The organism is Mycoplasma enhydrae, from assembly GCF_025779955.1.
Taxonomy (GTDB): Bacteria; Bacillota_I; Bacilli_A; order Mycoplasmatales; family Metamycoplasmataceae; genus Metamycoplasma; species Metamycoplasma enhydrae.
The window spans coordinates 133,619-149,795 of sequence record NZ_JAOXHI010000001.1 but is presented as its reverse complement, the minus strand read 5'-3'; the positions used below and the strand labels follow the sequence as shown (position 1 = coordinate 149,795).

The following is a 16,177-nucleotide window of genomic DNA, read 5'->3' as shown; positions in this document are numbered from 1 at the left end:
ACAAGCACTAAAAGATGCCAAAGATGCACTAGACAGAATTGTTAAAGAAGCCCTTCAACAAGCAGATAATGCTTTAGAAGAAGCTGAAAATAATAAAAATAGTGAAGATAAAGCAAAATTAACTGAAATTCTTGGAAAATTAGCAGGCGCTAAAACAAAATTAGAAGACGCCAAAAAAGAAACAGAAGAAGCAGGCGATGTTGCAAGTACTAAAAAAATTACAGATAAAATTGCTGAAATTAATGCTAAAAGCACTCTAATTGAGAATAGAAAAGCAGCAGTTGAACTTAAAGAACAACAAATTGCCGCTGAAAAAGCTAAAATTAAAAAGCAAATTGAAGATCTAGAACAAAAAACCAAAGACGTTGAAGGTGTTTTAAATTCTTCTAATAAATCAGATATAGTTAATGCTAAAAATGATCTTGAACAAGAAATTAAAAATGCTCAAGATTTATATGATAAAAATAAAGATGAACCTAAACTTAATGATGATAATAAAACCTTAAAAGATAAAATTGAAGCTGCTAAAGAAGCTTTAAATAAAGCAGCTGAAGCAATTGAAAAAATTGAAAATAAAGAACAAGAAATTAAAACTGAAATCCTTAATGCTACTACAGAACTAGATAAAGCTAATGAAGCTGCTAAAGAAGCCTTAAAAGGTGAAGATTTAGATAAACTTAAAGCAGCTCAAGATCCCTTAAATAAAGCAATTGAAAAAGCTAAAGAAGCTATTCAAAAAGCTAAAGATAACAATTTAGAAGAAGAAGCTAAAGATTTAAAACAAAAATTACAGGAAGCCGAACAAACCAAACAAGTTCTTGATAATAAAGTAAAAGCTAAAGAAGCTGAAGACCTAGCAAGTAATAAGCAAAAAATAACTGATGCTATTAAAGATTTAGATGATGCCATAAGTGAAGTAAACGATGCTCTAAAACCAGCAAATGAACATAATTTAGCTAAAGCAACTGATGCATTAAATAAAATAAATACTGCTTTAGAAGCAGCTAATAATACTAAAAATGAGCTAGAACCTAAAAAAGATAATTTTAAAGCTGAATTTAAAGAACTAGAAAATAAAATCAAAGCTGCTGAACTAAAACAAGCAGATATTTTAGCTCGCAAAAATCAAATCGATCAAGAAAGAAATGATGCTAAACAACAATTAAAAGATATTCAAAAATCTTTTGAAGAAAATTCAAACCATTATGATACTAACAAAGATAATTTAGCAGAAGTAGAAAAATCAATAGCGGCTTTAGAAAAAAATAAAACAGATATTGAAAAATTACTACAAAAACTTGATGAAATTAAATTTGATGAACCAAAAGCTGAAGCTGACACTTTAAAAACTAATATTATAAATAAACTAACTGAAGCTAGAAATCAAAAATCAGCACTAGAAACAGCTGCAGAACAAGAAAGACAAAGAATTACCCAACTAAAACAAAACTTAAATACTGCCAAAGAAGCTTTAAAACAATTAACTGAGGCCTTAAATAAGGCAGTTGGTTTAGATGATAGACAAATAGCACTGGATGCTTTAGAATCAAAACTTGCCGAAGTTCAAAACTTAGATGGTATTTCAAATGATGATAAAACTAAAAATGCTAAAACTGAATATGAAGCTTTCAAATTAGCTTATGATAATGCTAATAATTTAGTTACAACTCAAAAACAACAAATAAAACAAGCTAAAGAAGAAATTGAAAACAAAGTTAAAGACCTAGAACAAAAAGCTAAAGAAGCTATTCAAAAGGCTGACGCGGCTATTGCTGATAATAAAGCAACTGACTTGCAAACTTCATTAACAGAATTAGATGACTTAGAAACTAAACTAGATGATTTAGTTAAAGAAATTGAACCTAAAAAATACAAAACTCAAACTGATAAAGCTAAAGATTTATTAAAAGATGTTAAATCTAAAAAAGATGAAGTTAACCAAAAACTAAATGCTGAAACTAATAGAATTAATAAAGTTAAAACTGAATTAGAAAAAGCTAAAACTGATTTAGCAGTTGCAAAACAAAAAGCAACTGATAATATTAACAATATTGATGAACTTAAAAAAGCTATTGTTGCCTTAGAAGCCCAAAAAACTACTTCTCAAGGTAAATATGATGAACATAATATACCTATTAACCAAGCTGTTGGTGAACTTCAAACAGCTTTAGATAATCTAAAAGATGAATTAAAAGATATAGATGGTTTTATAGCTAACTTAAAACAAACACAAGAAACTAATGAAAAAGAAGTTAAAGAAAAATTGGATGATGCTTTAAAGAAAGCAGAAGACGCTATTAAAAAAGCAGATGAAGCCGGTACTGATAAATCGAAATTAGATGAAGCTAAAGATAATTTAGAAAAAGCTAAAGAAGCCTTAGAAAAAGCAAAACAAAAAGCTGAAGAAAAAGGTGATGCTGATTCAGCTAAAAAAGCTGAAGATAAGGCAAAAGAAGTAACTGATAAATTAGATGAAATCAATAATAAATTAGATGATACTATAGCAAAAGAAATTGATGGTGCAACTACAGCATTAAGAGACGCTATTAGCAATTTAAATTCAAAAGATGGAGTTGATGAACTAACTACAGAACTGCCAAAATTTGAAGCTGAAATTGCTAAGGCTAAAGCTGTTTATGATAAATATAATAAAGATGAATACAAAAACAAAGTTTTAGTCCCTGAAAAATTAGAGGCACTAAATACCGCTTTAAGTGAAGCAACCACTCTTAAAACAACTAAAACAACTGAAAGAGATACTAAAAAACAAGCTACAGAAACTAAATATACTGAAGCCGAAACTGCTAAAAATGAAGCATTTGAAGATTCTAAAAATGCTGGTGAAGATTCAACTAAATTAGCAACCGCTTTAGAAAAACTAAGAGCAGCAAAACAAAAAGCAGCTGAAGCTAAAACTTTAGCTATTACTAATAAATATAAAGAATATGAAACTAAAGCTGAAAACTTAGAAAAAGCAATTGATAACAAAATCAAGGAAACTGAAGAAGCTCTAGATAAAGCCAAAGGTGAAGATGCTAGAGTTGATGCTTTAGAAAAAGACTTAAAAGAAGTTATTAAGAACCTTGAAGCAAAACGCGATGAAGCTAATGGCGCTAAGGGTAATATTGATGAATTAGACAGAATTTTACCTGATTTAAATACTTTAAACACCAATGCTATTCAAAAACATAATACTGAAAACAAAGCAGAAAACACCAAGCATCCAAAACTTGATGTTGTTCTAAAACAACTAAAAACGCTAACCAATCAAGTTAGTGATGTTTACAATACTCTAAATACAGAGAATACTAAAAATAAAAAAGAAATAACAGATGCTTTAGCTAAAGAACAAAAAGCATTTGATGATTTAAAACAAGATGTTAAAAACGCCATAGATACAAAAAATATTGATGATCTTAAAGAAATTATTAAAAAACTAAACAAAATTAAAGAAGATGCTCAAAAAGTTAAGGATAGCGCAACTTCAAAACACTATTCAGCTAAAGAAACAGAAGCAAAAGCCTTAATTAATGACATAACTAAGTCTATAAAAGAAGCAGATGATGCTCTAAAAGAAGCAGAACAAAGTGAACAAGATAGAATTGACAGAGTTAAGCGAGCACTTCAAAAAGCTACTCAAGACTTATTAGCTAAAAAACAAGAATTAGATGGCAAAACTAAATATGATGAAATTAATTTAGCTGTAGTAACCACTAATGATGAACTAGAAAGTGCAAAAAATGTTCTAAGACAACACAATATAGATAAAAATAAAGCTATTGCTGAACTAAAAACTGAATTAGATGCCTTAGACCAAGCAATTAAGGATACTAACAGTTCTATTACAGCCGCTGAAGCTAAAGCCAAAACAATTAAAACTAAACATGAAGGTTTATATAAAACTTTTAAAGACACGGAATATAAAAATGCTGAAACTTTAGCTAATAATGCAGGTACAGAAATTACTAAAATTAATCAAGCAATTCAAGCATATGGAGAAGCTTTAACTAAAATCAATAGCATTAAAACTAACGCTAATAATGATGGTTACACCGACCTAGATGCTAGAATTGCCGATGATATTACAAATATTAATAAAGCATTAGCTGAATTAAGAGCCAAATTACAATCAGAACAAGAAAAAGAAAATGAACGTGTTAAAAATCTTAAAAAATTATTGCAAGACCATATTAGTACAATAACTAATGCACAAACAGATGCTGAAGCTCAAGAAGATAAAATAGATCCTTTAAAAGCAAAACTAGATGATTTAACTAATGCTTTAACATCAGCTGAAGCAGATTATAATACTAATAAAAATGATAAAAATGATGAAATTAAAGCCCTAATTAATACTTTAAAAACTACAATTGATGCTGCTAATGCTAAAAAAACTCTACTTAATACAGCATTAACTAATGCTAAAAAAGCAATTGATGATGCTCTTAAAGAAGCTAAAACAAAATCTACTAAAGCTATTAAAGATGCTAAAGATGCAGGTAATGACATTACTAAATTAAATTCTGCTATTGAGGATCTTAAAAAAGCTATTACAGATGTTGAATTGGTTATTCAACAAGCAACTGATAAAGAATATAATGCTCCTAAACAAGAAGCAACTGAGCTTTTAAATAACCTAAAAGAATCTTTAAAAACTGCTGAAGATAAGGCTAAGGGCGAAGAAGAAAGAATTAAAGGTATTATCGACGAAATTGATAGAAGACTTCAAGAAACGGCTCAAAAACTTCAAACTGCTAAAAATGCTGAAGGAAAATATGATACTTCTGTAATTGCACTTGGTGCTTTAAATACTCAAATCACTCAAAATAATGATTATCAAACAGACCTAAATAAGGATGCTAAAAATAAAACTCCTAAAATTACAGCTAAATTAGAGGAACTAAAAAATAAAACAACTGAAGTCAAAACTAAACATGATAACTTAGTAGCAAAAAATAATCAATTGAAAACTCAAGTAGAAACTAAATATACTGATGCTCAAAGTTCATGAAACACAGCTAGAACAGGTTTAGATGCAGCTATAGCAAACAAAAATGAAACTAAACTAAAAGAAATAAAAACTGCTCTAGAAGCTTCATTAGAATTAGCTAAAGCTGCTAAACAGCTGGCAACTGATAAAGATTATGGTGCAGTTAGAATAAATTCAGATGATTTAATCAATAACATTGAAAGAGATCTAACTAAAATCAAGGACGCTCTAGAAGGTGTTGAAAGAGACAGAATTGCTAAAGTTAAGGAAAAACTTGAAACTGTTATTAAATCTCTAGATGATTTAATTAAGAAAAATGATCATGCTAATAAATATGACAGTACAAAAAGATATGTAAGTGAATTAAATAATTTAATCAATACCATTAAAAATGATGTTTATGATATATACAACAAACCAGAAAATACTAGTGTTCCTGAACTAAATCAAAAATTAACAGAACTTAAAAATAAACTTGATGAAGCCAAAAGACATTCTGAAGCACAAGATAAATTAGCTAACGATATCAAATGATTTTACGATTTCGCATATAAAGGTTGAAGGGATACTGAATATAGACAAGCAAAAGATGCTGATAATGCTAACCCTCAAACAGAAGTTGAAATTAATAATGCTATTGGCAAATTCAATACAGCAAAAACTAAGCTTGAAACGTTAATGGCTAAAGCTTTAGTTCAAGAATACAATGACAATAAAGCAGACCAACAACAAAAATTAGATGAAATAAATACTAAAATCCAACAACTAGAAGACAAGATTAAAGAAGCTGTTTAAAACAAAAAGCACAAGAACACGCTCAAAAAATTCAAGAAATTTATAATAGACTTGAAATGCTTACTAACTTCAAGAAAATTAATGAAGATATAGCAGCACTAGAACCTTTAATCCAAGCTGCTCAAGACTTTATTAATAATGAAGTTAAAGACAGTAATGCTGCTTTCTTGGCAAACCTAAAAAATACAATTCGACAAGCTACAACCTTAATTCAACAAAAAAGAGATTATATTGCTCAAGAAACTGCAAAACACAAAGCAGAGTATGAAAACATTAAAAATACACTAGAACACCTTATCAATTTATTTAATTCTATTGGTACAAAATCAATCGAATTAACAAATGTGGAATTCTGACGAATAAATGAAGGTATTTTATCTAATGAAAACTTAGGAAAATTAAATAATACAGGAGATAAACTTGTAGAATTAGCTAAAAAAACGAAAGAATTAGGTGATGATAAATATGAAAAGTTAGCTCTTGAAGAATTAGAACCATTAATTTCTAAAGCAAGAACTTTATGATGATTAAAAAAAGCTCAAGGTTTAGAATTTTCTCTTAGTCACGCACATCAATTACCTTCTTCTGTTGTAACCGCCAACATTACTTCAATTGGTCATGAACATGATAGATATGACTTTGTAGTTGAAAAAATGACCTATAACGATTTAAAAGGTTATGTTAATATAAGAGTTAAATATTGATTTAAAATATATGGCGATACTTTAACTGAAACAAGAGATTATAGAATAAAAACTACTATAAAATATGAAGCTTTTGAGTTTAAAAATCCACGACTAAGAGAAGATGTTTATGATTATGAGGCAATGAAAAGAGACTTTGAAATTGATAATTCATATGAAAATCTAAAAAAATACTTCATATGAGATAACGGTAATGATAAACTTGATTATGAAGAATTTTTTGTTAAAAAAGTAGAAGAAAATGATATTACACTTATTAGAAAAGTTTCAATTCCTAATTCAGATAATTTAGATTCTCAAACCTTTAAAACTGCTGAAACAAATATTAAAATACATACTACTATAAAAGATAAAATCAGTAAAAACCGTAGTGTGTGAATTGAAGATAATATAAATGCCTTTATTAGTGGTTGAGAACTAAAAAGAACAAATGCGCAGCCAACCGCACTAACTATTAATGATGTAGAATTTAAACCTGGTACTTTAAATCTAATTCCTCATTTAGAAGTTCGTGCTAATTTTATTAGTCCTAATAGTTTTGATGGAACTTTAAAAATTAATTTTAGTATTCATGACAAAGTAACCAATTCTAATCAAATAAAATTTTCTAAGGTTTTTGGTGGACTAATGCCAGCAAAACCTAGATTTGATTTTAGATATAATTTTAGTAATTATTTTATAATTATGATTAATAAATATAGAAGTTTTGGTGATGCATTTAAAAATTTAAATGGTAATAATCCAAATTTAACAATCGATGATAATTTCTTTAAAAAGCAATATAAATTAATTTGAAATACAAAAGATTCAAAAATCAGTCCTCTCTTTACAAATCTTAAAATTGAATCAATTAAATTCTCGCAAGACAGACACGGGTTAATATTTGATTACAAAGTTAGGACTAAATTTATAGTAGGAAGAAAAAGTGCTAGATCTGGTGATTTTGAGTATGCATGAAAAGAAATACAGGTGCAAAATGATTTTCAAGATTTTAGTTTATTAGCCAAAGTTACACATTTCCTTAATATGCTTAATTGAAATATACTGGGTGCTCAACAAGGTGTTTGACCAATTGAATTATATTTAGCACTTCCTTCTCATCCAGGAATTAGAGGTTATTTAGGAGATTTTAATTTTTCTGATACAAGAATTACTAAAGATAACCTACATTATAAAAATTTTTGAAATTTTTGACCAAGTTTTAAAAGTCATCAATCAAAAACAATCCAATTAGTTCTTAAACATTTTAATAATAATGATGGCTTTTTTGAAAAGTTTTATCGAAACCCCGATACTTTAAAAAGTTTTTTGAATGAATGACATGGATTGAAAAATAGTATTAGAAATTTAATAAAAGCAATTTGACTTGCTGTACCTAATAAAAGGGAACCTGGTGTTGGATCAAGATTTGAAGCGGAAGAAAAAAGATGAAAATCCTCAGCTTATGTTGTTCCTACTGGTCATGCTGATCCAGATAAATTTTTTAAAAACCATGTAGTGTTTATAGGTGAAAATGAAGATCAATCATCAAATGATTATACAGACAAAACAAAACACTAGAATAAACTTGAATTAAAAAGAGTCGACAATTTGTCGACTTTTATTTTCCTAAACAAAATTTATTAAACATGTTATCTAATAACGTTTCACTATCATATTCTTTATTTAAAATTTCTCTTAGTATAGACCAGCACTTATTAATATCAATAATTACCACTTCAGGACCATAGTTATTATTTAAACCTTCTAAAGCAGCACTTAAACAGTTAAGTGTTTGCTTTAGCAGTCCTAAACGCCTTGTGTTGTAAATAATATTGTCATCTTCATAATCAAGATCTAAATATTTTTTAACTAAAGCATTTTTTAATTCTCACACATTTTTGTTTTTAGATGAAATTTGAACATAATTTTTGTTTTGTTTATTTTTTAATAAATCACTTTTATTTATAACTGGAATATAAATTTTATTTTTAGCTAATTTTTTAATAATTTTATCTTCTTGATTTTCTTCTAAGTCAGGATTTAGTAAATGTACAACTATTTTAGCTTCTTTAATTGAATCTAATGATTTTTCAATTCCAATATTTTCAATTTTATTATCTGTTTTTCTAATTCCTGCTGTATCAATTATTTTAAAAGGAATACCATTAATTTCATAATCAGCTTCAATAACATCTCTAGTAGTACCTTCTATATCTGTTACTATAGCTCTATCTTTATTTAATAAAACATTTAATAAAGATGATTTTCCGACGTTTGGTTTTCCAACAATAGCAACTTTAATACCTTCATATACATCAATAGCATTTTGAGATTTTTTAATTATTGTTTCAATGTTATTTTTAAGATTTAAAACTAATGTCGATAATTTGGTAGCATTCATTTGTTCGATATCATTGTAATCAGAATAATCTATATTTATTTCTATAATTGAAATTATGTTTAATAATTGTTGTTCTAGTGATTCGATAATTTTATTATCATTATTATTAAATTGTTTGATAGCGATTTCAGCTTGTATATTAGTTTTAGCATGAATTAAAGAATTAATAGCTTCAGCTTTATCTAAAGAGATTTTTCCATTTAAAAAAGCTCTTTTTGAAAATTCTCCTCTTTGAGCTAACCTTGCGCCATTAGCAATAATTAAATTAAGAATCTTATTAGTAACAACAATACCACCATGAGCATTAATTTCTACTGTGTCTTGCCCTACATAATTTTTTGAGCCAATAAAGAAATTAACTAATACTTCATCTATAGTTTTATTAGTTAAAGGGTCATAAATATAACCATATGTAATAGTTTTATCTTTGCCTATTTTTCCTTTATATATTTTTTTAATTATTTGAATAGCTTCTGGTCCTGATATTCTAATTATAGAAATAGCTTGATTTATATTACCTGAAGCAATAGCAACAATAGTATCGTCAATTATATTATTTTTATACATATTTATATATTATATAAGTATTAGAAAATAATAGCTATTTTAGTATAAAGTGGCGACAGAAAAATAAAAGAGTTTCTAGTTAGTTAAATTAATTATAATAATAAGTAATGTATATATGTCAATATCTTTAAAAACCGCTAACTTTAAGACTAAAAAGTGTCTTAATTAAATGTCAATAAAAACAAAACAATTTTAGTTTTATTAACATTATCTAAAACATTAAAAACTTATATATAAATTATTTGTATATAATTAATTTATTAAGCGAATGAGGTATAAATGTCTGTAGTTAAAAAACAAAAAAAGCCAACTGCAAATAAAAAAAAGAAAAACGATTTTATTTTAGTTGATGATATTAAAAAACCTTCTAAACACCAAATAGAGCAAACACGCGAATTAGATATTTATAAAAATTATGGATTAGGAAGTTTTAAAGAAATTAAACTAAAAAAAGAAAAGAAAAAATAATGCTAAAAATCGGTTTAATAGCAGAATTTAACCCATTCCACAATGGGCACATTTATTTAATTAATAAAATTAAAGAAATGTATCCTAATTCTAAAATAATAGTAGCTTTATCATCTAATTACACCCAAAGAGGTGAAATTGCATGTCAATCATATTTAAAAAGAAAAAAAATCGCAAAACAATATGGTGTTTCAAAAGTTTTAAAATTAGATTTTGAAACTTCTACACAAGCCGCTCATATATTTGCAAAAGGAGCTATTGATAGACTAAACCAATCCGGAATTGATTTATTAGTTTTTGGAGCTTCTGATACTTCAAATATTAATGTTTATATAAATGCGGCTAATAAACTCAAGGAGAATTTAGAGTTTTATAATACAAAAGCTAAAGAGATAATGAAAACTGGTAGGTCTTTTATATATTCATGTTATGAAGCGCTTAAATTTATTATTCCTGAAAAAGATATACCACAAGATATCTTAGGTTTTGAATATACAAAATATATAATTAACAACAATTTAAAAATTAAACTAAACTGTTTTAAACGTACAGTTTCTCATAGTTCAGAAAACACTAGTCTTAATTATGCCTCGGGCACAAAATTAAGACAAATGATTAAAGATAAAGAAGATATTTCGAAATATTCACCTGTAAAAATTACTAAATTAAAAACAATTGAGAGCACATATCCTAGATTTCAAAAAATAGTAAGAAAAAAAACACCTCAACAACTAGCTAAAATAAAACTAGTTACAGAAGGTATGGAAAATTTATTTAAAAAAAATATAAATGCTTCAACTTATGATGAATTTGTTGACCGCTGCACTTCGAAAAGGTATACTAAATCAAGAATAAAACGAGTATATTTATATGTTTTAAAAAGTATTAAGAGGTAGATTAAAACCTCCTACTCATAATAATGATTATCAAAATGAAACAAAATTTATAACACTATTTAAATTATTAAATTTATATAAAAAAATGACCTCTAGCCACTCCTTTATGCCGATATTTCAGCTTCTTAGCTTCCGCAAGTTATTTTTAACTCCGCGCCTTTTACATCTATACATACTATACAATATCATAATTTTTTAATCTTTTACAAAAAAATAAATTGGTATAAATTTTTTCATATAAAAATTATAGTTTAAAAGCCGGTTTTACCCAGCTTTCTATGGCTGGCCAACAGCTTTCGCTCAGACCTGTATTTACAATTACATTTTACCATACTTTATAATTTTTTAAAAAAAGTTGGTAACACACCAACAATTTTTATACTGCAATTCTAGATAAACTTACTTGCCCAATAACTAATCACATAGGTATAAAAATAAAACTAGTCATTGTTGATAAACTACTTACTTGCGAAGTATATTTAGCATTATTATTAGCATGTTGTGAATATAGCACAATTGTAGTTCCCGGAGGAACGGCGCCTGTCATTACTAAAATTGCTCCTACACTTACTGGAATTAATTTTTTAGCTACAAAGAAAGATACTAGCGCTAATATAAATAAAGGTATTAAACCAGATTTATAAAATAAGAATAATCAATTTTTACCTTTTTTAAACATCTCTTTTAAATCATTTTTAGCTAAACTAGTTCCTATAACAATTCAAATTAGTGGACTTATTAGACTGGCTACAATACTTATTGGTTTAGCTAAATAAGGCATAGTTATATTTCAATCAAACCAACCTGTAGGTCTACCTTGATAAGGGACTCATAAATTTTTTAGATTATCATATTTAAATCAATTAATAATTTTCGTTTTTTTACCTAAAACACCGCTTAACACCTCTACTTCTTGTCCGTGTAGAACACTAAAGTTAGGACCAAAAGTGGCTTCCTTTGTAAAAATATTTGTTGTGCTACCATAAACAGGTAGTGTTTTATTTACATCTTTAATTGTTACACCTAATTTTGGTATATATTGTGTAGCTCATAAAGCTATAGCAATAATCACCACAATAAAAGCAGGGTTCAAAAAGGCTTTTTTAAGTGTATACTTAAATTCTTTTTTAGTAAACTTAACACCTGTTATTAAAGAGAAAGATAAACCAAAACCACCAACATAATACAATATGTTTCAAATATTTAAAGAACCTAATTCAGGTCCATTAGGAAATACACCTAAAACAATTGGCGTAGCAAACAAAATATTGGAACCATAAATACACATTAGTCAAGTAACAAGATGTTTACGTTGGAGTTGTTCTAAATAAATATTTCTATTTCAAATTTGTTTTTGTTCAAATTCCACATTGGCTTGATATTTTTCGAAATCTTTTTGAGCTCTTGTTAAAACTCTTTTAGGTATCAAATGTGGTAAAAATTTAATTCATAACAAAGCAATACCAGTTAATGCAAAATAATAAATTGCACTTAGACCGAAAACAATAGCATATATATTAATATCTGATTTATCTGCGTTTTTCATAAACGAAAAGAAAGATAAAAAAGGAATTATGATATTAATAATCATTTTTTGAATTGAATTTGTAACACCATCATTTAAAACCTTAGTTTTGTATAAAACAAAACCTAATAGTGTAACTACTAATGTAGAAATAATTGCACCTCAAAGGCCAGTATTTGTAATTATGCCAGTAAATAAAGTTGTGGAATTCATCTTAGATACCCAACTTTCTTAGTGCATCAACAGCAGCATTAGTTTCCGCTTCTTTTTTAGATTTACCAATACCTTCACCATATTTTATACCTTCAAATATAACAACTGAGCCAAATTGTGAATTTGAAAGACCTTCTGTTATATATTCAATATTAGAATTACTTGATTTTTGAAAATGCTCTTGTAATAAATTTTTAGGATGGTTGTGTTCAAAGTTTAATGCCTTATCAAAAGTTGGTTTTAATGTAAGTTCTGTAAATTCAAAAACTTTTGATAAACCATAAACTAAATAAATTGCGCCTATAAAAGATTCATATAAATTAGATACTGTTTTTTCATTCAAGCCGTTTGCAAAAGCAGATTTTGAATGCCTTAAGAAATTTAATAATTTAAATTTAGATGCCACAAATGCTAAATTAGTTTTATCGACAACGTGACTTCTTAATTTTGTAGCTGATCCAGCATTTCATCAAAGTTTATTAGAAGAAATTCATTCAGTTACTACAAATTGCAAGATACCGTCCCCAATAAATTCTAAAAAATCATTGTCATGTGATTTTTTATTTTCATTAGAATATGATTTATGAGTGAATGCAGATATAAGAATTTCAATTTGATTTCTCTTTAAATTATGCGTTTTTAAATTAAATGTATTAATAAATTCTGAAAGTTCTTTCCAAAACAATATGTCTTTATTATTCATTTTGAATTTCCTCCAGATTGTTTTTTATTTCGCTAATAAAATTTTGATTATCTAGTAGATTTTTAATTTGATTTAAAGAATTATAAAAAGCTAATTCATCTGAGCTGCCATGTGCTTTAATTACTATTTTTTCTAAACCGATAATATAGGCACCACCTACATTTCTGTAATCAAATCTATTTTTAATTTGCTTTAATTTTGGTTTTAATAACCAACCACCTATTTTAGATATAAAATTTGACATTATGGATTGTTTTAATAAACTACCAAAACCCATAAAAGATGCTTCCATAGTTTTTAAAAATATGTTTCCTGTTTGACCTTCTGCTATAACAATATCCACAACACCATTAACAGCGTCCTTTGGTTCAATAAAACCATGATAATTAATTGCTTTGTTGGCTTTTAGTAGACTATTAGCCAACTTTACATTTTCATTACCTTTATAGTCTTCCGTTCCAATATTAAGCAGTCCAATAATAGGGTTTTTATTTTCAAACATTTTTTGATAATATTTAGTGGCAACAAGTGCTCAATTATTTAAATAATCAGCCGGGGTTTCTACATTAGCACCAGCATCTAGTAATAATATATTTTTTTGAGTCGTAGTTGGGACTACTGGCATAAAAGCAGGTCTAGAAACATTTGGTAACCTTTTAATCTTTAAGCTAGATAAAGTTATTAAAGAACCACTATCTCCACTGCTCAATATAGCATCACAATCATTTTCTACCAAATAATTAAAGGCATCTAGCATAGATGACTTATTTTTTAAAATATCCCTTGGAGAATTTTTAATATGTGCAATTTCACAAGAATTAATTATTGTAAATAATTTGGTTTCTTCTTTTAAAGTTTCTTCAATGTATTTTTCATCACCAACCAAAATAATTTCAAATTCTGGAAAGTTTTTTTTAAATTTTAAAGCAGCTCTAGTTGCTTCATAGTGCCCATTATCATTATTTAATATATCAAAAACAATTTTTTTCATTTAACACCTACTCTGTTGATATTAGATATGGATAAATAGTTTGGCCACCATTATATATATCAATTTGAACATCAAAATTAACTTCTACATAATTTTGTAATTCACTTATATCTGCCTCTGTAACATCTTGACCATAAAATAAAGTAACAATCTGTGTATCTTCATTAATCATTTCATTTAATAATTTAATTGCAGCTTCATTAAAAGTTGGCGCTGTGTTAATTAATTTACCTTCTTTAATAGTCATAAACTCTCCAGCTTTCACTTTAATACCATCTAATTTAGTGGTTTTAATAGAAGGAGCGATTTCACCATAGTGAATACTATTTAAAGCATCTTTCATAAGCTGATGATTTTCTTCAATTGAATTTTCTTCACTGAAGTTATATAGAATACCTAAAGCTTGAGCTTGTGATTTAGTTGGAATTATAATAATTTTTTTATCTTTAATAATTGTTGAAGCTTGTTGAGCTGACAAAATAATGTTTGAATTATTAGGCAATATAAAGATAGTCTCAGCATTTGTTGAATTAATGGCATATACAATATCATTGATTGAAGGGTTATTAGTTTGTCCTCCTTCAACAATATATGAAGCCCCACTTTCTTTTAATAAATTAATTATACCCGCTCCCGAATTACAAGAAATAACAGCAGATTTTTTAGGTTTTTGTAATTCGCCATTTTCTGTTTCTTTTTTATTATTGGAATTATCGGTATTCTTTTTACTATCGTTGGCTTGCAATGTCATATTTTCAATTTTAACTTTAATAAACTGACCCAAGCTATTAACAGCATTTAGAACTTCTCCTGGTCTAATTGCATGAATGTGTACCTTTAGAATAGAATTATCTTGAACAACAACCATTGAACTTCCAATTCTTTCTAATTTGTTAACCAAAAGGTCTTTATTAAATTTTTTAGGCTTTTTGAGTTCTAAAATAAATTCAGTACAATAACCAAATTCTCCTTCAAAAACTTCAGTATCAGATATAAATTTGTTAACTTCATCTTCAACATTTAGTAATTGTATTGGTTGTCCTTGAAAATAAGATAGCATTCCTTCTAAAACAGCATATAATCCTTCGCCACCCGAGTCGGTAACCTCAACTTCTTTTAAAACTTTAAGTAAGTTAGGAGTATTATCACAACTTTTTCTAGCTAAATTTAAAGCGATTGTAAAAATGTCTTCAATATCGCTATCTATTAGTGCATTATCAATTAAACCTTCTGAAGTTTCTCTAATAACAGTTAGAATTGTTCCTTCAATTGGCTTTAAAACTGCTTTGTAAGCAGAATTAGAAGCCGATTGAAAAGCTTTGACCAAATCATAAGAATTAATTTCTTCTTTATTATTGAAACCTACCGCAAAACCCCTAAAAATTTGACTTAAAATTACACCAGAGTTTCCCCGAGCAGAAAATAACATGTTTTGAGCTATTTTAGAAGCAACCTCTGAGATATTTGTATTATCTTTATCAATTCCAGTTAATACAGACAAAATTGTAGATGCCATGTTTGACCCTGTATCTCCATCTGGCACAGGAAAAACATTCAAAGCATTTATGGAATTTTGTTTATTTTTAAGATTATGCGCACCGGAAGTGACAGCTTCTAATCAAATTTTTCCATTAATTTTTTTCATTATTTTGTTCCTTTAATATATACACATAATTTTCCAATTTTTCAGTTAATCTTTTTAAGATTGTAATTAATAATTTGGTAGATTTCTTCAACAATATTTTTAGCACTAATACTTACTAATGTAATTAAACCAATATAAACATCAATTGCATTTTTTTGTTTTTCACTCTTTAACACCACAATTCCATCATTGGGAGTATTTATTTCATTAAATTCATCTAAGGTTTCAAAATCAATTACACCGGCGATTGAAGAAATTCAGTTTTTAATTTTGCTATCTATTTCTTTATTCATAATT

10 protein-coding genes are annotated in these 16,177 nt (G+C 27.2%); 4 read left to right on the top strand and 6 right to left on the bottom strand.

What is annotated here, in order from left to right:
* A partial coding sequence (locus tag OF364_RS00625; RefSeq protein ID WP_263773928.1) for a hypothetical protein occupies nucleotides 1-5,785 on the top strand: 5,785 nt, incomplete at its 5' end.
* A 56-nt stretch (nucleotides 5,786-5,841) separates the two neighbouring features.
* Entirely contained in the window at nucleotides 5,842-8,049 is a 2,208-nt protein-coding gene (locus tag OF364_RS00620) for a hypothetical protein (protein ID WP_263773927.1), read from the top strand.
* Nucleotides 8,050-8,089: 40 nt separating this feature from the next.
* Here OF364_RS00620 and mnmE read toward each other — a convergent pair whose 3' ends face one another.
* Entirely contained in the window at nucleotides 8,090-9,439 is a 1,350-nt protein-coding gene (mnmE, locus tag OF364_RS00615; protein WP_205851513.1) for a tRNA uridine-5-carboxymethylaminomethyl(34) synthesis GTPase MnmE, read from the bottom strand.
* A 279-nt stretch (nucleotides 9,440-9,718) separates the two neighbouring features.
* Between mnmE and OF364_RS00610 the strand changes: the two genes are divergently transcribed.
* Nucleotides 9,719-9,907, top strand: coding sequence for a hypothetical protein (locus OF364_RS00610; RefSeq protein WP_263773925.1), 189 nt, complete (start codon nucleotides 9,719-9,721; stop codon nucleotides 9,905-9,907).
* On the top strand, nucleotides 9,907-10,803 hold the full coding sequence (locus OF364_RS00605) for a nucleotidyltransferase (RefSeq protein WP_263773924.1): 897 nt from the start codon (nucleotides 9,907-9,909) through the stop codon (nucleotides 10,801-10,803). Before OF364_RS00610 ends, OF364_RS00605 begins: the two co-directional genes overlap by 1 nt.
* 376 nt (nucleotides 10,804-11,179) lie before the next feature.
* On the opposite strand, the gene OF364_RS00600 is transcribed toward OF364_RS00605, so the two are convergent.
* The 5 genes from OF364_RS00600 to OF364_RS00580 are packed head-to-tail and all read right to left on the bottom strand — an operon-like array spanning nucleotide 11,180 to nucleotide 16,173.
* A complete protein-coding gene (locus OF364_RS00600; RefSeq protein ID WP_263773923.1) occupies nucleotides 11,180-12,541 on the bottom strand; it encodes an AEC family transporter in 1,362 nt (453 codons plus the stop codon).
* A 1-nt stretch (nucleotide 12,542) separates the two neighbouring features.
* Nucleotides 12,543-13,244 carry a ribonuclease III family protein gene (locus OF364_RS00595; RefSeq protein WP_205851517.1) on the bottom strand — a complete coding sequence of 234 codons (702 nt, stop codon included), beginning with the start codon at nucleotides 13,242-13,244 and terminating at the stop codon, nucleotides 12,543-12,545.
* Nucleotides 13,237-14,235, bottom strand: a complete 999-nt coding sequence (gene plsX, locus OF364_RS00590) for a phosphate acyltransferase PlsX (RefSeq protein ID WP_205851518.1) — start codon at nucleotides 14,233-14,235, stop codon at nucleotides 13,237-13,239. The genes OF364_RS00595 and plsX overlap by 8 nt, the downstream gene beginning before the upstream one ends.
* 7 nt (nucleotides 14,236-14,242) lie before the next feature.
* The gene (locus tag OF364_RS00585; RefSeq protein WP_263773922.1) at nucleotides 14,243-15,880 is read right to left on the bottom strand and encodes a DAK2 domain-containing protein; all 1,638 of its coding nucleotides are present in this window, start codon (nucleotides 15,878-15,880) and stop codon (nucleotides 14,243-14,245) included.
* A complete protein-coding gene (locus OF364_RS00580; protein ID WP_263752296.1) occupies nucleotides 15,880-16,173 on the bottom strand; it encodes a hypothetical protein in 294 nt (97 codons plus the stop codon). Before OF364_RS00580 ends, OF364_RS00585 begins: the two co-directional genes overlap by 1 nt.
* Between the last annotated feature and the right edge of the window lie 4 nt (nucleotides 16,174-16,177).